Source organism: Paenibacillus sp. FSL L8-0333, assembly GCF_037965665.1.
Taxonomy (GTDB): domain Bacteria; phylum Bacillota; class Bacilli; order Paenibacillales; family Paenibacillaceae; genus Paenibacillus_AQ; species Paenibacillus_AQ odorifer.
Genome location: NZ_CP150186.1, coordinates 2,608,071 through 2,628,116, shown reverse-complemented (window position 1 = coordinate 2,628,116; position 20,046 = coordinate 2,608,071). Strand labels below are relative to the sequence as shown.

Below are 20,046 nucleotides of genomic sequence, written 5' to 3'. Positions count from 1 at the left end.
TCATTTTTCACTTTCATCTCTATCCTCATAATTACCGCGGAAAATCACGTTTACGTGAAGCAAGCCCCTGCTCCAGAGCATAACGCGTCAGCTGCGTACGATTTTGGAGTTGAAGCTTTTGAAGGATGTTTTTCAGATGGTTTTTTACGGTATGCTCCGAAATCGACAGGCTTATGGCAATCTCTTTATTCGTCGATCCGGATGACACACAGCTTAAAATCTCCTTCTCCCTTGCCGTCAATGACTCTCCTTCGTCCGTTACTGAAGGAACGGTAAATTCTTTCAGGATTTGAAAAGCCAGCTCCCGGCTTAGCGGTGCTTCTTCATTCACAATGGCTTGCAAATATTCAATCCAGGTGGAAGGTGCCAGATTCTTCAATAAGTACCCTTGTGCGCCTTGCTTCAGCGCTTCGAGGAGGTGGGAAATTTCGTCCGATACCGTAACGATAACGATTTTGACATAGGGATATTCCTGCTTGATCCGGCGAGTAGTCTCCAGCCCGTCCATCTCCGGCATCTGAATGTCGATAAGAATGAGATCAGGCATCCACTGGGCCGTGAACGCGATCGCCTCAGGACCACTCTCCACTACACCAATGACCTCAAAACTATCATCCATGGACAAAATCTCACACATCGCCTCACGCGCATGCGCATGATCATCCACAACCAAAACCCGGTACCGGCTCATAAACTTCCCCCTCCTTTCGTAATTTCCACATTTGTCCCCGTATTGCCGGAGCTCACCTGAAGCTTCCAACCCATTCCTTCGACACGTTCCTTCATGATCTGAAGGCCGTAACTTCCGTTTACCTCAAAAGGGTCATGCTGAAATCCTTCGCCATTGTCGACAATCGCCACGCTCCAGTTTTTCTCAGTGCCTGCACCCGTGATAGAAACCTTCGCCGCTCTTGTATGCTTACGCACATTAATAATAGCCTCTCGGATACAAGATAGCAGCTCTGCTTTTTCCGAAGGAGAGAGGGCTTCATCCTGTAGACTCCAATCCAAGGAAACTTCAATCATAATCTCGTTAGCCATTTGAGCAAGCTGATCTTTAACCGACTGTTCCAATGAAAAAGAGTGCTGCTCAGACACTGGTACCTTCAGATTAGCGATCGCCTGCCGAACATAACGGTTCACCTCGTGGACGGTCTTTTTGATCTGATCCACATTTTCTTCGCTGACTTCCCCATTCCTGCGGCTTGCTTCCAAACGATCTATTTTGACAGATAAAAGAAATAAAGATTGCGCCATCCCATCATGCAGTTCCTTAGCTAGCCCTTCCCGGGCTTTCATTGCCTCTTTGAGCGCACGTTCCTGCTCCAGCTCCCGCTGATTCCGCTCCATAAGCGAAAACATAGGGACGAGCAATACAAGAGTGAACAAAAATACGAGAACAGGTGTCAAATAATTCCCCAGATCCATCGAAATATAAGGCATTAGAAACTGATGGCGCACGACCTCCCAGATCCCTACCATTAGCGTTGGCAGTAACAGGATCATGTACTTGATTCGGTTATACGTTGCTGTCCCCTCCCGTACATCTTATGATTAACAATATCACCGTCACAATTCTGCTACATGACTCGATCGGGCTATTTAAAGTTCTTATTGTTACAAATTTAAGTATTTTAAAAAATTAATGCTATCCTTCATAATATTATAAGCAATATATAGTGAAAATTTATACTTTCTTATATTGTAGCAAAAAAAAGATACATCCTTCGATGTATCTGCATCCCAGTTATAGTGGTGATGTGTAGCGTCCGTATTGAATGTCCATTTCTTTAAAAACATCTCCCTCTTTTTTCAGGAAAAATGTATTTACGCCTTCCGCTCCCCACCACTCCATACCGAGTAATGGACCTTCAGCGGTTTCCGCCGCAAAAAGAATAGAGAACATCTCTGGTATGACTTCCCCACCATCATCCACTCTCCAGACGGAAAATTCATCGCCTTGAATGACAGCCGGATAATCCATAAAGGTAAGCCCGACCTTGTCTTCCAGCACGAGACTGAATAACATATCCTGATCCTGCCTAATGAATTGAACGAGATACAGCTGCCGTTCACCAGACAGGTCAGCAAGTTTCCAAATATGCTCTACTTCACGATTTTTTGCAGAAACAATATTCTGCCGCACATTTTCTGCAACATTTAGCGAGGCTTGCTTAACCTCCGTAGGCTTAACAGAGATTAGCGCATTCGTATTAAACTCTGCCTGATCCGTCAGGTAATAGGTCTCATCAGGAGTCGCATTCCCCTCTTCAACCGTATAAAGATACCCTGGCAGATTCACAAAATTGTGAGCCATCTCCCGGCCATTACTGTTCTCCGTACCCTCCTGCCATTTATTCAATTTCACTTTTAGCACTTGCCCATGATCGCCGATCGCCTCATTCAATTGTTGCATTTGCGCATCCAGCCCTTTTTCCTGCCCGGTGACTAAGATGCTCTTGCCAGACTCATCTGCAAAACCAAAATTCGCCTTCAGCTTTCCAGCTTCCAGATAAGCTGCTGGCTGCTGCATGCTTGCCGTTGGTGTTGGCTCTGCACTTGGAGAAGGGGTTGGCTTGTTAGAGCCTGAGCAGCCCGCCAGCAGTAGAACAATAAGGAAACTCACACTGAGCTTATTCATTCCCATTCCTCCAGACGAAACTAAAATATTCCCATACTAAGATACCGTTCCCCTGTGTCAGGTGCAATGCAAAGCACGCGTTTGCCAGCCCCAAGACGACGCGCTTCCTGCAACGCCGCCCATACAGTGGCACCACCGGATGGACCCAGCAGAATTCCTTCTTTTGCAGCCAGCCTTCTTACCGTCTCCAAGGCAGCTTCATCCGCGACCTGAACGATGTCATCGTAGACCTGTGTATTCAAAATTGCGGGCACAAAGCCCGGACTCGTTCCTACCAGCTTATGTGGTCCTGGCTTTCCTCCAGATAATACGGGCGAGCCTTGCGGCTCAACCACAAGAACCCGGATATCAGGTAGATGCTCACGCAAAACCTCACCGGTTCCAGTTATCGTGCCCCCAGTTCCTGATGAAGCAACAAACACATCCAGCTTACCTTCCATTTGCTCCAGGATTTCCAGAGCGGTTGTTGTCCGGTGAATATCAGGGTTGGCTTTGTTCTCGAATTGCTGTGGAATAAAACTGTTCTCCACTTCTTTTCCCAGCTCAATCGCTTTTGCTATAGCTCCCGGCATCCGTTCTGCTGCCGGCGTCAGCACAACATCCGCACCATAAGCTTTTAGAATATTGATTCGTTCCTTGGTCATATTATCAGGCATGACAAGAATCGCTTTATACCCTTTTGCCGCGGCATTCATCGCTAATCCTATCCCTGTATTTCCACTAGTCGGCTCAATGATCGTCCCCCCCGGCTTCAACAAACCTGCTAGCTCGGCTTGCAGGATTAGATTATAAGCTGCCCGGTCTTTTACACTGCCACTTGGATTAAAAAGCTCCAGCTTCACATATAGTTCTGCATCTTGGGGGCTAGTCAGCCGATTTAATCTTACAACCGGTGTATTCCCAATCAGCTCTGTTATATTGTTAACCACTAAGGATGTCATTTTAGAGCCTCCTTCATTTCTGTACCTTCCATTATTGTAACGTGAGCAGCACCTCCTGTCGATTCAGAACCCTTGGTTTCTGCAACCTGAAAACAACCGCCCCCTACGAAAGCGGGAGACGGCTGTTCAGTACTGGCAGCATTTATTTTTAAGGATTAACGTTAATCGTAAAAGTAGACGTATTGTTTTTAATATTCGTTACCGTGTTGGTAATCTTCAGATTGTTAAAGGTGGCTGACCCTCTGGCAGGACCTTGCCCAGCCTCAGCCGCTTCATTTACCCAGATGCCCACTCCGGATTTGCTGTCAAAAGCATCTCCACTCTTTTGCGCACCGGAAATTGTGACATTCGTGAAGATGGTATCTGTCACTGGGAACTGCGGCGCGGAGCCGACATAGTTGGTTTGGAACATGATACCATGATAGGTTGGATCAATGATATCCACATCACTGACACGAATGCCTTGGAATACCTTAGAGGCTGAGAATACCCAGATTGCCGGGAAGGTCTGTGCCCCCCAGAAATGTCCACCTGCACGAACAATGGAAATATTCTCAAAATTCGTTGTCGGTGAAGCGCCAAAGCCGTTCATTGGATACCCGAAGTCAAGTGAGCTGATCGTAATTCCAGAATAGCAAAGCGTGTCGGCAATATAAATGTTGCGGAAGGTATTGGCATATCCGCCATAGACGGCTACACCTGCTGCCCGCCAGGTTAAGATTGAAGTGAGATTCTCATAAATATTATCCTTCATATCTGCACCACCGGAATCAATAGCCGAAAACAATGCAAAGCTATCATCCCCTGTTGCCCGTGCCTCAATATTGGATACGAGATTATTCGTGCTGCCATTCGTCATATTGATGCCGTCAGCGAAGGTGTTGCGGATACGGGAGTTTTTGATCACCATATAATCCGTATTAGCTCCCCAGTACATACACACCTGATGTTCGGTCCAAATGTTATCGATCGTAATATTTGCCACATTGGAGAAATCAAATACTTTACCCGGACCATCAATACGTGATGTGTAGTTCCCAAAGTAAGCAAAATTCGCAAAAGTAGAGCCATTAGCGGTATCGCTTGCCCGGAAACCGATATCCGTATTCTCCTGATTCGTTGGAGCGTAGAATCTCGTATACCATGGGCCTGCACCAATGATCTTCACTGCTTTTCCATAGACTTGAAATTTACTGGAGGTCTGATAGTTACCTGCTGGCAAATACACACCTACGAGATTTCCGGTCGTATCCATGCGTACTTTATCTAGCGCATTTTGCACATCCTGATGTGTAAAGCCGGCTGGGACCGTATATTTGGCCGGATCTGGATTAGCAATCGGTGAAACCTGCTCCAGACTGATGAAATCAATGGCATACTGCGAGGTATTTGCCACATCCTTTTGCAGTCGAATCGTACTACCTTTCGGAATCGTGCTGTCGAACATAATGTTGGCTTCATCATAAATATGCCGCGGAGAACCCGCGCTTGGTGAATTGCCGGGACTTATCTCTGAACCGTACAGCCATGCATATTTAGAGGTCAGATTAATCGCCTTGGTATAAACTCCGTTCACATAGATGTTCAGTGTAGCATTCGTACCGTCTCCACTCGCCGAATCTGGAATGGAGAAGCGGGTGACCAGTGTATTAGTGTCAGCCTTAGTAGTGAATTCTACATAACTGCCTGTAGTATTCAGTGTAACTGCTCTTCTGCCTGAAGCCTCACCCGCAAGATCTCCAATGGTCCGATTAGCAGTAAGCTTCACAGCCCCGCCACCAATCACACCCTCCTCAGCCTCATACATGTCGTAAGGCATATTGGCTCCACGACCTACAAAAAGAGACTGTGTTTGAATATTGTTGGCTTGTTTAACTGGCAGCTCATTAGTGTCTACGGCAATTTCGGTCTTCACAGTATATTTGCCATTAGCTGCTGTCCAAGTGCCAAGGCTAACAGGAGGCGCTGTTACTCCACTGCCAATCACGCCGTTATAGGTTCCAGTTAAGGTTTGGAGTACAGCATTCGTAGTAGCATCCAGAACCTTCAAGGTTATGTTATGAGCACCCCCTGCGGATGCTGCCGTCCCTTGATTCTTGATTGCCACCGAGAAGCTGACCACATTGCCGCCTGCTGGATTGCTTGGTGTCCAGCTAACTGGGGAAGCTACTAGATCAGAACTGGATACGGGAGCAATAATAAGAGAATTTGGACTAGTGAAGCTGTTATTGCCTTCGTTCAATTCAATAACCGTATTATTCTCGTCAACCTTTGCAGTTAAAGTATAGGTAGCTGCATCCTTTACGCCCATATTTAAAGTGACGTTCGTAGATGCGCCAGCCGCTAATGCCCCCACTGGGCTAGTACCTACAAGTGTGCTGCCCAAGTAGAAATTTACATTAGTCGCTGTGGAAGCTAATGTTCCAATATTTTTTACCGTTGCATTTAAAGTAATGGCATTGGTCTCTACTGGAGCTGAAGGTGACCATGTAAGACCGGTTATCGCCAAATCCGGATTAGCAGCTGGTGCACCCATCACTTGGAATTCAGCGATTTGTCCAGCGGTTGAACCAGTATTGGTGGTAATCTTCAACTGTACTTCACTAGCCGTGGCCGTTACCGGAATAGTGACCGTATTGCCGGCTGCCGGATTAAAAGTATACACGGTTGCTGGCACAAGACTAGTAAAGGCTGTTGTATTCTGATTATGCCCAAGCACTTGAATAGTCTGAGTACGTGTGGACCAGGCCGATGATGGATTCAGTTTGAGGACAATGGATGTAATATCGGCATTACTACCCAGGTTTACAGATAATGTATTGGGATAACTTCCTCCTGCTCCTTCCCAGTAAGTAGTTACATCACCGTCATTCGCATTTGCATGAACAAAGGTAAAGACGGAAGAGGAAGCGTTGATGCTTTTGTTCAAAGCCAGATTGGAACCCGCCCCAGGCGTTGGTGTAACTGTTGGTGTCGGGGTCGGTGTTACCGTTGGAGTTGGTGTAGGTGTTACTGTCGGTGTTGGCGTAGGAGTTACCGTCGGTGTCGGTGTTGGTGTTACCGTTGGAGTTGAGGTAGGTGTTGCCGTTGGTGTTGGAGTTGCCGTCGGCGTTGGTGTTGTCGCAGAAGCTGGAGTGACGTTCAAATTATCTAGATTCACATTTCCAGTGTCTCCTGTATCGTACTTATAAGTAATCGTGTTAGCGCCAGCATTCAGAGCCAGCGTCTCAATCTTTGTTGACCACGTATTCCAATTGGCCAGATTCGCAAGTGAGGTTTGCTTAATTTTAGTTCCATTCACATAAACACTAATGGTTTTTGTACTGCCTGATGCATTTGAAAATCTTAATGTAGCATCATAGTTACCAGCAGAAGCCATATTAACGCTAAATGCAGTTGCAGCACCTTGATTTAGGTAACCATCAACAAATCCTGTACCTGTATAACCTGTATGATCCGTGTTAACCTTGGCACCACCGGATAATGCGGCATTCTCCGCTTCATATCCTGAGGATGGAGTTGTAGTTGTATTACCATGAACCTCAAATTCCGCTAACTGTGCTGCTGGCCAGACCGTATTGGATGTGAAATTCAGTTTAACATATCTGACATTCGCAGCTGTAAAGCTGATGGTCACTGTATTGGAATCACTCGTTGGATTAAATGTATAATTGGCGGAATCTACTAAGTTATTGTAAGCTGCATCATCTGTACTCCCTTGCACCGCTAACGTTTGAGTTCTTGTTTCCCAATTCGTAGGCAGCTTTAACACAACCTGATTCACGCTGCTTGCTGCCCCTAAATCCACTTTAATCCATTGCGGAAAAACACCGCTTGCGCTCTCCCAATACGTTCCTTGGCTGCCGTCATTAGCATTGGCTGCTACGTATACATCACCGAACGAGCTTGAAGTAATAGTCTTCCCTTGGGCTAAATTCCCCGCAGCTAAACTCACCGAGGGATATAATCCTAACTGACCTACAAATAATATAACAATCAAACAATAAAGTACTGCCGTCTTCCCGGTAAATCTTTTAGAAGCTGCTATCATTGAATAACCACCTTCCAAAATTTTGTGGAGCTATACAGCAGAAAGGATGCGCTTTCAAAACAGTAGTTTTATAGATATTCGCCTCCTACATTTGAAATGATGGATTACGGATACAAGCTAACTAATAACGCTAATAATATAAGTTATAGGTAGATGGCCGTCGATGGCAATTTCTATGCTTTGTATGTGGGATATTACGTTCAACAAAAAAGCCCCAGAGAGGACAAGGGGACTATATTGCCCCTTAACTCTCCGAAGCTTCGTGTTATACATTAAATCTAGCTACCAACCCTTGCAGTCCATGCGCCATTGTACTTAATTCACTTGCAGAGGATGCAATTTGTTCAACCGAAGCCATTTGCTCTTGTGAGGCTGCTGACACATGCTGAGTACTCGCAGCGGTTGTTTCCGAGATTTGCGTAACGTTACGAATTGACTCTACAATCTCATCCGCAGCCGCCGTAATCTCCTCCACGGCTCCAGATACTTCCTGAACCTGTTCGGCGAGTGAATCTATAGATAATCGAATCTCACCGAAGGATCGTCCCGCTTCCTCAATAATCTCCGTACCTCCCTTTACTTCACGCATGCTGCTCATCATCACCTTCATCGCGTCATCTGCTTCACTTTGGATCCCAGTCGCCATTTCTGCAATTTGATTGGCGGATTCCGCGGACTGCTCTGCCAGCTTGCGGACCTGATCGGCAACCACAGCGAAACCTCTACCTTGCTCACCAGCACGAGCTGCCTCAATCGTCGCATTTAGGGCCAGCATATTCGTCTGCGAAGCGATTCCTTTTATGACTCCTACAATACTGCCAATCTCCTGAGATCGATTCACAAAACCTTGGACTTGCTGTGATAAAGATTGTATGGAGTGATTAATCGATTCCATTTGCTGCCCAGCGGCCTGAAGGGATTCATCTCCTGTAATGGCAAATGCCGCAGAGCGATGGGAGGCTTCCGAGATGTCCTGGACACTGGCAGCAATTTGGCCGATTCCTAGTGATATTTCTGAGATTGTAATCGTATTGGTCTGCAAATCATTCATCTGTTTGGCTGTTCCGGTAGCGATTTCACCCATAAAATCCGATATTCGTTCTGTGGCGCCTGCCGTCACTCCACTATCTGACCTAAGCTTTGTAGAGGAATTCGCGAGACTATTTGCCGATAACTTCACCTGTTCAATCATCGTGCCCAGATTATCTGTCATTTTATTAAAGTTAAACGCCAGTTCACCAATCTCATCTTTAGAACGAACACTTAACTTGCGCGTAAGATCGGCATCCCCATCTGCAATTTCCTTCAACTGCGTGTTCACATCACGAAGCGGTTTAATAATTCGTCCAGAAATTAGCAGCGCAAGGATCACCGCGAGCACTACCGACAATCCGGTCACACCAAAGCTAGTAATCAAAGCGTTATTACGATGCGAATTTGCCAGGCTTTGTCCATTCTCTATTTCCTCCATGAGCATGTTCTGAAACACAATCTGAGATTCTATCATAGCGTCTAATGATAGGTCCGTGAATTTCTTTTGCGCTTCCGGGAAGTTGCCTTCCTTAGCTAAAGCAAAAGCTTCCTTCAGAACGATCAAATAATCATTCCATTTGCTCTTCAGCTCAGTTACACCCTTTAACTCAGCTTCACTTAATCGGGCACTCTCCAGCTCTGTAATAGCATTTTCAATCAATGGGAGCATTTCTTCATACTGCGCCAGATAGGAATTCCGCTCATCATCTGTGTTGCTCATCACATAACGAGCACCCAGCTCATCTGCGGTACGAATCTTATCCGTTAAGCCTTGAACAAGTGACAGCTTGTCCCAGTTACGATTAACCTGATCTGTCAATTGGGTAACCTTCCCCTGAAACAATGTGTTTCCGGCTATCGCCACTAGAAAGACTATAATCACAGCAGTAAATCCTAAGACTATTTTCCCACGGATACTTTTCACCATCGTTTTTCCTCATCTCTATATGTATGTAGGTCTATTTGGTACTTTTATCCTACTAGCTCTCCCTTAAGCCTCTCTGAATTTGAACTGAATGTTTGCTTAAAAAAACAAAAAGACCCCTATTTCCGGCCGAGGGCAGGAACTAATGGTCTTTTGAGATCTTTTTATTCGTATAAATTTCCGTTAGCCAGCTCTGCCAGCTTCGATTCATCCAGTACACTTAAGCGTCCACGATTTCGTGTAATGATTCCTTCATCAATAAAACGACGTACGATTCGATTAAGATGCCGATAGCTTGTGCCAAGCAATTCTGCTGTTTCAATAAGACTTGAGGTCCGAATCTCCTCCACTCGCCGGTCACCGTTTTTATCTGCGAACAAAGACATTAAATAACTGGCAAATCGATTCTCCACAGGATACAACAGGTTAAGTGCGGAGGCTTGACCGAGCGTATGCAATTTGTGACTAAGTTCTCCGACGAGAAAACGTAACAACGCTGTATTTTCCTCAAGCTCTCTCAGGAGTAGTCTTCTCCCTGCAAAAAGAATCAAGCTCTCACCCACAGACTCCACTTGATTCTTAACAGGGAACCGGTGAAGCAGCTCTACATCCCCAATCACAGATATCGGATTTGTAAACCGCACCAGCATAGATTTGCCATTTGGCAGCAAGGTCTGAATTTTGAGCTTGCCCTCAACCAATATGAACATTCCATCCAATTGATCGCCAACCAAACACAGCTTTTCTTCATCCGCGTAACGTCTCAACTCCATTTTATGCGTTACCAGCGGGCTAAATATTCCGTCCAGACCGTTCTTCACTGCCAAGGCACGGACAGCCTCACGGTCATTTATCGTCTGCATGTAGTGCCCCCTCTATTGTTTGCTCCAGTGTAATTTAGAATACCCCACAAAAAAAGGACATATGTCCTTTTTAATGAGGTTTTCCTATGACACTTTACATTACAACAGAATCCACACAATAACGAATCATATCTACCTTCTGATCCTGCAGCCAAAATTCAATACTCCGATGGTTGATTTTATCCACGTATCCGATAATCTCAGCCCCTTGCTCCCCTCTTTTATAATAAGAAGTGCCATAAGCCTTGATCACTTCGTCCGCTGAAGCTCCAACATGAATATCTCTTGCCGTACTCATCGTATGATCGGAATAGACGCTGATTAAAATAATTTTATCATCACCACGTGCTGTGGCTATTGTTGTCTCGTGGCCCAGATCATAATACTGATACCGCTCTATATCATTATTTGGCTTAGGTTCCCTAGCAATTGAATCAAGGCTTTGAAGCAGCTGAATGCCGCCCAGACTTTCCTGTTCAAGATTGGTGCTGGAAACACGCGAGTAATGATTTTGTTTGGGCGCATTGTATAAATAGATATGATAGATCCCGTAACTTAAACCTACCGTAATAAAAATGATGATAAATGACCAGCCTCTTTTAAATGGCTTCTTCCTCACTGACCTCACACCTTCTTCTTACCTTTACTGTGCAAAATATTCAGCCAGCTCACGCTGCGCCAGATATTGCGGGAAATTGAACGACTGCCAGGCCCGCTCACGCTTATTGAGTTCTCTCCATTCATTCTTTAAAAAATCATCCAGCATCCCATCTTCCTGTTCACTAAACCTTATCAGAGAAGGGATGACCTCCGGAGATAAACGGACCAAATAATTGGCGTCCAATTTACCACTTGCCGCATAACGATCCATATTTTTATTAGCGATAATAACATCCATCCCGATATAGTTCATGACGACGTAGGAGATCAAGCCCAGCACAATATAACATTTCGCCAATGGCACACGCTGAACAGCTATCCGTAAGGCTGCAACCACCAACAATAAGCCCATAAATATCATAAATGCATGCACTAAAAACCGAGTCGTGGTATAGCCGTACACCTCTTCATATAGAGTCAGACGGGTATAGGCGGAATATAGCATCACTGTCGAGCAACCAACCAGAATGTAGAGCAGGACATTAATAAATTTTTGCAGCCCTCCACTTCTTTTTCCTTCCGATACCAAAGCCAGCAGCAAAATCGCGAAATTAATCGCAGCCACCATAATCAGCTCAAAAAATCCACTACGTGCGTAATCAGCATATGAGCTGCCCTCTGGTAAAATCCCTTCCCATGCTCCAAACAAGTAAGAAAACTGTACGAAAACAAACAATACATATACCGTGTTAATGACTATAAGAATCGTCGTCATAATTATCGGATCCATTTTAAAGCTTACAGGCGCCAGTACTGGACCATATTCCTTAGGCTGCATATTCCAGTCATAGATTTTCGAATCCACATACCCCCACACTAAGCCGAAAAAGCCCATGCCCAGCAGGATAATCCACAGCACCCGCACAAAACCTTCCCCAAATGAAATCCGATCCAGCACATTCGGCAGCTCCAGCAGTACATGATGAAACACTCCGTCCGCTGAGGACAGCAAAGTAACCACAACCAGCAATATTGGAAAAGAGATCGCAAGTCCTATCAGCACTTTCCCCATGACCTGCTTACGCTCGTCCTTCATTTTACTGCCGCCAGTCCTTTTAATGATCGTAAACACAGTGCTCCAATGGCGGAAATTCTGTGGAAGCACATGCTCCAGCGTGTTCCCCACTAATCCAAGCCGGCTCCAAGCCGGCCGTTTATCACTAAGCAAATAAGTCATATGTAATAAAATCAACACCGGGATCACCAGCAGGTTCAGCCCAAAGAAGAAAAAATTATGAAAGAATAAATAGGTTAATGAAAGTAGAAAAATCGCTCCAAACCAGAAGTAACAGAATTTGTTGAGCTTGCGGATTTTAGCCTTGGCATAATAAAGCATGAACGCATAGAACAGACACACAAAGATTGGATACGATAGGCCCGCCAGCTTTCCATAAAATAAATACTGATGAACTATTGCCAGTAAGAACGCAGCAAGCAAAGCAGCAAGCGATCGATTAAGCCTAAGTCCCGTTCCCGTTTCCATTTCCTCGGTCATGGTAATTACCCCCATTTTCTTACTTTCTCATCCTTATTTTACGTGATAAAATAAGAAAAAAAAGAGAAAGAATTTATTTATAATTTCCTATTTTCCGAAAGGAACCAAAACAATGAAGCTGCATAGCCAATTTTTAAAGCTGCAATCTCATTTTGGGGGAGCCACAGAAATCTCAGTGACGATGGATGAGTTGGCATTGATTTTCGGCTGTACACACCGCAATGCCATGCATATTGTGAATAAAATGATGTTGCAGGAATGGATCAAATGGACGCCTAAGCGTGGGCGGGGAAGCCGCTCTTTGCTGCAATTTCTTATTCCCTCCGAAGAAATAGCCCTTCAATCCATGATGCAGGCGATTAGCCGCAAAGATGTCCACAACGCTATAGAAGGCATCAAAACCCATGCCAGCTCCACCTCACTGCAGGATACACTGCAGGGTTGGCTGCTGACCTATTTTGGGCATCATTCTGAAATTCGTAGTGACAAACAAATTGATACTCTCCGGCTGCCTATTACCCAGCAGCTACATACCTTCGATCCGTTATATATGAATCTGCTGGCAGAGTCATTTGTTTCCAGCCATGTTTTCGACGGGTTAGTGAAACGAAGCGGTGAACGTGACAAAATTGTTCCCTGTCTGGCTCACGCCTGGGAAGTCGATGAGAGCCGGACGCTCTGGACTTTTTTTCTACGTAAAGAGGTGTTATTCCATCATGGAAAAGTGCTGACAGCCAAGGATGTAGTCTATTCCCTGGGACGGTTGATGCGAACCTCTAAACGGACACTCTATAGCTATATTTTCAAAGAAATCCAGCGGGTCACCGCATTAAATCCATCCACCGTTCAAATTACGCTTAAGCAGCCTAATGAACTATTTCTGCCATTTTTGTGCACGAGCAGAGCTGCAATTGTACCGCGTGATTTAGAAGGAATAGATGAGCAGAGCTTTGGCCGTAGACCCGTGGGGACTGGCCCCTTTAAGGTTGTGGATATGACCGAGGACACTTGTGTGCTGGAGGTTTTTCCTTATTATTTTCAAGGACGGGCTCATTTAGATCGGGTTGAAATCCTTTATGTCCCGTGGGATACTGAAACGTCATCCTCTGATACGGGTTCTGCTTTTCACGTGATTCAAAATCCCTCATCCGCCAGTTCTTCGACCTGGAGCCGAATTCATTCGGAGTCTTCCATTCGGAAATTCGTCACCTGCAATACGCAAAAAAAGGGACCGCTAAGCGATCCCCTGCTTCGGGCAAAAATAGTCTCCTGTTTAAAAGACGATTCAGCGTCCATCGAGCAAGAAGCGATAAAAGATCAAGAAATCACGTTGCAAATCTCTACGATTCCACAATATGCTGGCGATGCTGATTTTATTGCCACTAGACTAGAGCAACAAGGTTATAAATGCAATGTCATTTCCGTGTCTCCAGAGGAATTTAAAGGTCCGATTCGGCTGGAATCTGACCTGATTGTTTTCTCATTATTCCGTGACGAGGATGAACAACTTCGTTTATTTGATCTATACCTTACGCTCTCCCAGCATATTGAACCGTATACCCGGGCGGATATAGAAGGCTGGCTGTATACCATCGCGCGCGAACCTAATCCGGTGGCCCGAGCGGAAAGTTTCAGTATCATCGAGAACCGTCTGATTAAAGAGCACCACCTACATATTTTGTATGAAAAGCCCACTCAGACAGCTTATCTCCCCTCTGTCCGCGGGGTTAGCTTCAATAGCCAGGGTTGGGTTGATCTTCGTCATGTCTGGTTTCCGCCGCTGCTCTCTAGCAGCAGCACGAGTTGATCTGCTTGAATTAAAAAATGCGGAAATCCAGAGCTTGCCCCGGATTTCCGCATACGCGATAAAGCTAATTATTAAGCTGCTGTTTTAGTCGTAGCTGTAACTGTAGAAGTCCCCGCATCCCACTTCACATCCATATTCAATCCCTCGGAAATAAATCTAACCTGAACTAATGTCCGATTTCCGATAATTTGCGGAGGAACGTCGAGTGTGAGCGCTTTTCCATTGATGTAAGCAGTCTTGCTGCCAATGGCCATTACGATCGTTGTATTGTCTTTTACTGCAGTGATTTTCTTAGTCGTTTGATCCATGGTTACTGTAGCACCCAGAGCATTAAAGATTGCATTCACTGGCACAAGCACCCGGCCATCCTTATTCACAGGAAGCTGATCTGCAAAGCTGACCGCTGTTCCGTTTAAAAGTACGGATATTCCGTTAGTGCCCGTCGTGTTCGGATTAGTTGTTGATGGTGTTGTAGTTACAGAGGGTAGAGGTGTGACGTTAAGTCCTAGCTGGCCTTGCAGATTAGCAAGTCTGTTCAGCGCAAAGGTCATAATCGAACCTGCAGCCATTGTGCCCATACCTTGTCCCCCGCCTCCAGCGTTACCTGTTGGAGGTGTAGGATTACCATCAGTCGCAGTCCCTGTATTATCAGGACGTGCTGGCGGTGTCGTTCCATCCGGAGGTGTCATGCCCTCCATCCCTTCAGGAGGTGTCATGCCTTCCATCCCAGCTGGTGGTGTCATTCCTCCACTACCACCCATCTCACCTGTTGCTGAATAAGTAACATTACTTTCAAATTGTTCCATGGTATAAAATTTGGTTGGATCTGCTTGAACGTAAGGTTTAATTAAGGTAGCCAATTCAGTAATTCTGCTCTGAATTCCTTCCAAATAATCAACCAGCTCAGATACATATTTCAGGTATTTAGTCTTATATTCAGGCACTTCCAACAGATTAGCAATCATTGGGACCTGATCTAAACTTATCCCAAGTGTAGGATTATCAATCGATGCAGTTACTGCGTTGGTATTGGCTGCGATGGTTGTTGCCGATGTAGAAGTTGTGCCCGCAGCAGCTGTTGTACCTGCTCTGCCGCCTCCGCCACCAGAATACCCGTTAAAGGACATGTTCATGTCCCATGGAAGTACACTAAATTTACCGGATGCATCCCCGTACAACATATAATTATGACCTTTATCCCCGTTATAGCTGTCATAGTTACCCAATACAGCATTAGCGGCGATATACTTCAGGGCCGAATCCACATCTAGCACACTTTCAATAGAACCCTTCACACCGGCAGGCATCTCATTCAGTACCTTGATGAAGTTCTTTAACGAAGCTTTATCATCTTCTTTACCTGTATCATAAGTTATCGTTTCGTAGTCACTGTCTTCTTTGTACTGCAGATAACTTTTTTCTTCTGTATCATACAGAACACCTTCGTCATAAGTTTCTCCATAGGTACGTTCCAGGTAGCTGTCATCTATCGCTTCCACACCTACATAAAAACCATATAATTCTCCGTTGATATACAGATTGGTGAACACAGTCAAAGGTGCATCCACACCAACAGAACGGAGCGCTTCGTAATGTAAATATTCACGAATATACGAAGGGTCCGAAAAATTGTTGTTCAGTACCATTTTATCAAGACCAAGTAACGTTTGCTTCTTATCATATTTATCAAATTTCAGCCGGAAGCTGTATCTGTCCGAGTCTGTCATACTGGCTACCGATTTTAACGTCAGATTCCCTTTAGTAGAAAACCCAACATTTTCAACAACATTCCCGTCAACTTCAACCTTAACTTTTTTGTATTCTTTTTCGAGGGGACTTGCTAATATACTTTTCCAATCCGCATCATCAATCGTTACTTTAACATCAATGATTCTGTCACCCGCGAACAGGGATTCATACGCTTTCGTTACACCTGCATCCGCCGCACTAACTACGGGCGTGTTTCCAGCAACTCCAAACGCCGTTGAGACGATAGCAAGACTTAGTGTAACTGCCATGAACTTTCTCAGCAAATTTTTCTTCTTCACCATGTGTAATCCTCCTTGAAGTACAGATTTATGTTTTCGCAGTTCAAGGAGATTGTAAAATATGAATCTGAATATACGCTGAATAGCTTGTCTAAGCTTTGCCAGGCAGGCTGTTTATCAGCCCTTTGCCAATCAGATTAGCTGAAACCGGCGGTTTTCCGATCTCTCTGGCCCAGACCGATAATTGCCCGACATGATGAATCTCATGAGCAATCACATGGCGCATTACCTCACCCCAGGCATCGGTCACGATCCTGCCATCCGGAAGGTGATCCTCAAAAATCCTCTGCTCCAGCCCCTCATGCCAAGCCGTTACAAAGGGTTCCACCTCTGTGTGGAATTTTGCATCCAATTCTCGTACTTGCTGCAAAGTCTTGTACTGCTCAAAATCCTCTTGGAAATCCGGTTTTCCTTGCAATACTTGAATCCAGCTCCACTCCACATCCACAATGTGAAAAAGCGTCTTGAGTATACTGCCTACACCACCTATACGTATTGCAAGCAGCTCCTCCTCAGAAATATTTGCACACCACTCATACCATTGTTCGCGGACCATCCAGTTATATTGAAAAAATGTCTGCAAATAAAAACCTCCTAGAAAGTTGTTGTACTTTTTAATGGGAACTTAAATGTTTTCGGTATCCTTCTACCTTTTCATCTCTATAACCTAACGATTCATAGAACACATGCGCTTCCTTCCGCTGCTCACCGGAGACTAAAATAATATAATAGCAGTCTCTTTCCCGGGCCGCTTGTTCAATGGCGTTCATAAGTTTTTTGCCGACGCCTTGACGGCGTGCCCGCGCTGAAACGACCACATTCTCAATCACCATAAACGGTTTGCAGTCCCCCACTAAGTCCTGACACACGATGCCCATCAAAGACCCTAGTAACTCCCCCTCTACAAAAGCACCCAATAGAATGTACCGGTTATCCGCCTTAACCACTTTAAACACTTCTTCAAGCTTATTAAGGTCAGACGGTTTATTCATCAGCTCTTGATATAAATTCCCCAGTTCAGGAAGAGATTCCATTTCTATTTCTTTAATATCAACCATGATTGTTCATCCTGCTTTCTTTTAAATTAACAGCCCTGCTCATACACATACAGTCCACCATTCCGTGGATGAGATATACGCTTTCCATTATAACCTCTTTGGACCAACTGCTGTGCCAACATCTTCATAAAAGAAGAATGCCCATAATACCAAGCCATCCGCCCCAGCACTAGCCACATAAAATGGATGCAGCTTAATCTTCTTCATAGCCCCATTATTTACGAACTATCAACTCGAATTCATCCATCTGTCCATCCCACTCTACGCACCAATCCCAGAATGTACGGACTTTAACTCGCCGTTGACTCCCTCAACATTATTGCTGAATTCTTCTGTAGCCTGTTGAATATATTCCGCCGACCAAAAGTTCCTCCTATGCCATTTGTAAATATCTGAGCACGATCTCAACACGCTCTCCAACCGATAAATCTTCCTCTATTCGTAAAATAGGACATTCCAGTGCGGACATCCATTCCTCATGCAGCACTTTGCTCCTGACTTCAACTCCAGCAACATCATATAATGCCGCCCACTCCATAAAGGTCTGATACGCTTCATATTTACTTCCTCCAGGCAAAATATGATCACCATATCTCTCGTACTCTCTGGCTCTTAATCTATCTAAACGAATTTCCGGTGGAAGTCCTAGAAAAATAACCAAATCGAATAATGGTCGAAGGCCGTCTCCCCAGCCACATACCGCACCGCTCAGAATCCAAGGTTCCTTATGAGTCAAATCTCTTGTAAGTCTTGCTAATCGCTCATTGACCTCACGTTGCTTAGTGAATTTATGCTCCCAAAAATAGTCGTCACTGTCTAACTGGACATGTGGCAACACTTTAGCTAATTCGTAACCTAATGTACTCGTTCCTACGCCTGAGGCTCCCATAATATGAATTTTTCTCATACATTCCCTCACCTTTAAGTGGATTTAAAGTTGCAATTCGGGCAATTTCCCTCCAAATATAAAAACAAATAGACTGCTCTCTAATGAAGCAAAGCAGTCCATTTATCATATAGCTCTTATTCCGTTATAGCTGCTACGTCTTTAGGAATCCGGCGTGCTGCATCCGTGGATATAGCCGCTTGGATTACTGCCAGGCGGACCTGTTCAACTACTTTTTCGTTAAAAATACTTGGGATGATATATTGCTCATTGAGTTCATCCGGATGAACGACCGATGCAATGGCTTTTGCCGCAGCCAGCTTCATTTCCAGATTCACAGTTCTAGCCCGGCAATCAAGTGCGCCACGGAAAATACCCGGAAAACATAACACATTGTTGATCTGGTTCGGATAATCACTTCTGCCTGTCGCTAGAACGCGAACAAAAGGTTCTGCCAAATCCGGTTCAATCTCCGGTGTAGGATTAGCCATCGCAAAAACGATGTTATCACTGGCCATGCTTTTAAGATGCTCCACGGTCAGAATCCCCCCACGGGACACCCCAATAAAGACATCTGCCCCTTGTATAACCTCCGTTATTCCACCCTCAATTCCCTCAGGATTGGTTGCGGCAGCAAGCTTCTGCCATTCCGGATTATCATACTGGAGATCTTTTCTGAGAACGCCTTCACGATCAACCGCATAAATATAACGCGCGCCCGCTGCCAGCAGCAGATTACATATGGACACCCCAGCCGCCCCTATACCCACAACAACAATCCGCGCATTTTCAATAGATTTATTAACAACTTTAAGCGCATTCAAAAGTCCTGCAAAAGCCACCACGGATGTTCCATGCTGATCATCATGAAATACCGGAATGTCCAGCTCTTCCGCAAGCCGGCGTTCGATTTCAAAGCAGCGTGGTGAACTTATATCCTCTAAGTTTATCCCTCCAAAGCCAGGAGAAACTGCTTTTACGATATTGATAATTTCATCCGGATCTTTGGTATTTAAGCACAGCGGAAAAGCATCAATGTTCGCCAATTGCTTAAACAGCATCGCCTTACCTTCCATGACAGGCATCGCTGCTTCCGGACCGATATCCCCTAGTCCAAGTACAGCAGTGCCGTCCGAAACGACTGCAACTGTATTTCTTTTCATCGTCAGAGAATAAGCTTTTCTGGGATCTTCGGCAATCGCCGTACACACTCGGGCTACCCCCGGCGTATACACTAAGGATAAATCCTCCCGATTTTTAATCGGCATTTTAGGTGTGATTTCGATTTTTCCGCCAAGATGAGCCAGAAACGTCCGATCCGACACGTTGATTATTTTAATTCCCGGCATCTTCGATAATATTGAGATAATTTCTCCATTAGCTGCGTCTTGCACATTCACTGTTATATCTCGGGTAGTGACATCCTTCCCTGCACGTATCACGTCAATAGCAACAATATCTCCGCCAGCTGCGGCAATTCCTGAAGCAACATCGCCAAAAGATGCAACCGATTTCCGAATTTCGAGCCTGATAATCATTGTAGTCGCAATCGACATGAATTAGCCTCTCTTTCTTCAATCCTATTATTTAAAAAATACTATACTTTCCCATTTAAACATATCTTCCGCCTATTAACTAG

Annotated in this window: 15 protein-coding genes; 1 reads left to right on the top strand and 14 read right to left on the bottom strand. The window is 45.0% G+C overall.

Features of this window, described 5'->3' with window-relative positions; genetic code table 11:
- Positions 1-31: 31 nt before the first annotated feature.
- From NYE72_RS11485 to NYE72_RS11445, 9 genes are all read right to left on the bottom strand, one after another.
- The gene (locus tag NYE72_RS11485; protein WP_038570057.1) at positions 32-691 is read right to left on the bottom strand and encodes a response regulator transcription factor; all 660 of its coding nucleotides are present in this window, start codon (positions 689-691) and stop codon (positions 32-34) included.
- The gene (locus NYE72_RS11480; protein WP_256715528.1) at positions 688-1,461 is read right to left on the bottom strand and encodes a histidine kinase; all 774 of its coding nucleotides are present in this window, start codon (positions 1,459-1,461) and stop codon (positions 688-690) included. The genes NYE72_RS11485 and NYE72_RS11480 overlap by 4 nt, the downstream gene beginning before the upstream one ends.
- 286 nt (positions 1,462-1,747) lie before the next feature.
- Entirely contained in the window at positions 1,748-2,641 is an 894-nt protein-coding gene (locus NYE72_RS11475) for a hypothetical protein (RefSeq protein ID WP_076317254.1), read from the bottom strand.
- 20 nt (positions 2,642-2,661) lie between these two features.
- Positions 2,662-3,582, bottom strand: coding sequence for a cysteine synthase A (cysK, locus tag NYE72_RS11470; RefSeq protein WP_076224936.1), 921 nt, complete (start codon positions 3,580-3,582; stop codon positions 2,662-2,664).
- Between the two features lie 148 nt (positions 3,583-3,730).
- Entirely contained in the window at positions 3,731-7,633 is a 3,903-nt protein-coding gene (locus NYE72_RS11465; RefSeq protein WP_339211802.1) for a discoidin domain-containing protein, read from the bottom strand.
- A 265-nt stretch (positions 7,634-7,898) separates the two neighbouring features.
- Positions 7,899-9,593, bottom strand: coding sequence for a methyl-accepting chemotaxis protein (locus NYE72_RS11460; RefSeq protein WP_076224938.1), 1,695 nt, complete (start codon positions 9,591-9,593; stop codon positions 7,899-7,901).
- A gap of 161 nt (positions 9,594-9,754) precedes the next feature.
- Complete coding sequence (locus tag NYE72_RS11455; protein ID WP_036683474.1) at positions 9,755-10,453, bottom strand: cyclic nucleotide-binding domain-containing protein; 699 nt, start codon at positions 10,451-10,453, stop codon at positions 9,755-9,757.
- Between the two features lie 94 nt (positions 10,454-10,547).
- On the bottom strand, positions 10,548-11,072 hold the full coding sequence (locus tag NYE72_RS11450; RefSeq protein ID WP_036683471.1) for a hypothetical protein: 525 nt from the start codon (positions 11,070-11,072) through the stop codon (positions 10,548-10,550).
- Positions 11,073-11,096: 24 nt separating this feature from the next.
- Positions 11,097-12,608, bottom strand: a complete 1,512-nt coding sequence (locus NYE72_RS11445) for a DUF4173 domain-containing protein (RefSeq protein ID WP_339211801.1) — start codon at positions 12,606-12,608, stop codon at positions 11,097-11,099.
- 112 nt (positions 12,609-12,720) lie between these two features.
- Here NYE72_RS11445 and NYE72_RS11440 point away from each other — a divergent pair, with 112 nt between their 5' ends.
- The gene (locus tag NYE72_RS11440) at positions 12,721-14,415 is read left to right on the top strand and encodes an ABC transporter substrate-binding protein (RefSeq protein ID WP_339211800.1); all 1,695 of its coding nucleotides are present in this window, start codon (positions 12,721-12,723) and stop codon (positions 14,413-14,415) included.
- Positions 14,416-14,486: 71 nt separating this feature from the next.
- Here NYE72_RS11440 and NYE72_RS11435 read toward each other — a convergent pair whose 3' ends face one another.
- The 5 genes from NYE72_RS11435 to NYE72_RS11415 all read right to left on the bottom strand — a co-directional run bounded on the left by NYE72_RS11435 (position 14,487) and on the right by NYE72_RS11415 (position 19,963).
- Positions 14,487-16,466, bottom strand: coding sequence for a CotH kinase family protein (locus NYE72_RS11435; RefSeq protein ID WP_339211799.1), 1,980 nt, complete (start codon positions 16,464-16,466; stop codon positions 14,487-14,489).
- A gap of 88 nt (positions 16,467-16,554) precedes the next feature.
- The gene (locus tag NYE72_RS11430) at positions 16,555-17,046 is read right to left on the bottom strand and encodes a DinB family protein (RefSeq protein WP_076317259.1); all 492 of its coding nucleotides are present in this window, start codon (positions 17,044-17,046) and stop codon (positions 16,555-16,557) included.
- A 31-nt stretch (positions 17,047-17,077) separates the two neighbouring features.
- Positions 17,078-17,521 carry a GNAT family N-acetyltransferase gene (locus NYE72_RS11425; protein WP_036683459.1) on the bottom strand — a complete coding sequence of 148 codons (444 nt, stop codon included), beginning with the start codon at positions 17,519-17,521 and terminating at the stop codon, positions 17,078-17,080.
- Between the two features lie 373 nt (positions 17,522-17,894).
- On the bottom strand, positions 17,895-18,428 hold the full coding sequence (locus NYE72_RS11420) for an AAA family ATPase (RefSeq protein ID WP_076214427.1): 534 nt from the start codon (positions 18,426-18,428) through the stop codon (positions 17,895-17,897).
- A gap of 116 nt (positions 18,429-18,544) precedes the next feature.
- Positions 18,545-19,963: an NAD-dependent malic enzyme gene (locus NYE72_RS11415; RefSeq protein ID WP_076317260.1), complete on the bottom strand. Its 1,419-nt coding sequence runs from the start codon at positions 19,961-19,963 to the stop codon at positions 18,545-18,547.
- Positions 19,964-20,046 lie beyond the last annotated feature (83 nt).

What these genes read in the sequence shown, in the direction of transcription:
- NYE72_RS11485 (WP_038570057.1), bottom strand. Translation starts at nt 691, where the DNA reads ATGAGCCGGTACCGGGTTTTGGTTGTGGATGATCATGCGCATGCGCGT.
- NYE72_RS11475 (WP_076317254.1), bottom strand. Translation starts at nt 2,641, where the DNA reads ATGAATAAGCTCAGTGTGAGTTTCCTTATTGTTCTACTGCTGGCGGGC.
- cysK (WP_076224936.1), bottom strand. Translation starts at nt 3,582, where the DNA reads ATGACATCCTTAGTGGTTAACAATATAACAGAGCTGATTGGGAATACA.
- NYE72_RS11465 (WP_339211802.1), bottom strand. Translation starts at nt 7,633, where the DNA reads ATGATAGCAGCTTCTAAAAGATTTACCGGGAAGACGGCAGTACTTTAT.
- NYE72_RS11460 (WP_076224938.1), bottom strand. Translation starts at nt 9,593, where the DNA reads ATGGTGAAAAGTATCCGTGGGAAAATAGTCTTAGGATTTACTGCTGTG.
- NYE72_RS11455 (WP_036683474.1), bottom strand. Translation starts at nt 10,453, where the DNA reads ATGCAGACGATAAATGACCGTGAGGCTGTCCGTGCCTTGGCAGTGAAG.
- NYE72_RS11445 (WP_339211801.1), bottom strand. Translation starts at nt 12,608, where the DNA reads ATGACCGAGGAAATGGAAACGGGAACGGGACTTAGGCTTAATCGATCG.
- NYE72_RS11440 (WP_339211800.1), top strand. Translation starts at nt 12,721, where the DNA reads ATGAAGCTGCATAGCCAATTTTTAAAGCTGCAATCTCATTTTGGGGGA.
- NYE72_RS11435 (WP_339211799.1), bottom strand. Translation starts at nt 16,466, where the DNA reads ATGGTGAAGAAGAAAAATTTGCTGAGAAAGTTCATGGCAGTTACACTA.
- NYE72_RS11425 (WP_036683459.1), bottom strand. Translation starts at nt 17,521, where the DNA reads ATGGTTGATATTAAAGAAATAGAAATGGAATCTCTTCCTGAACTGGGG.
- NYE72_RS11420 (WP_076214427.1), bottom strand. Translation starts at nt 18,428, where the DNA reads ATGAGAAAAATTCATATTATGGGAGCCTCAGGCGTAGGAACGAGTACA.
- NYE72_RS11415 (WP_076317260.1), bottom strand. Translation starts at nt 19,963, where the DNA reads ATGTCGATTGCGACTACAATGATTATCAGGCTCGAAATTCGGAAATCG.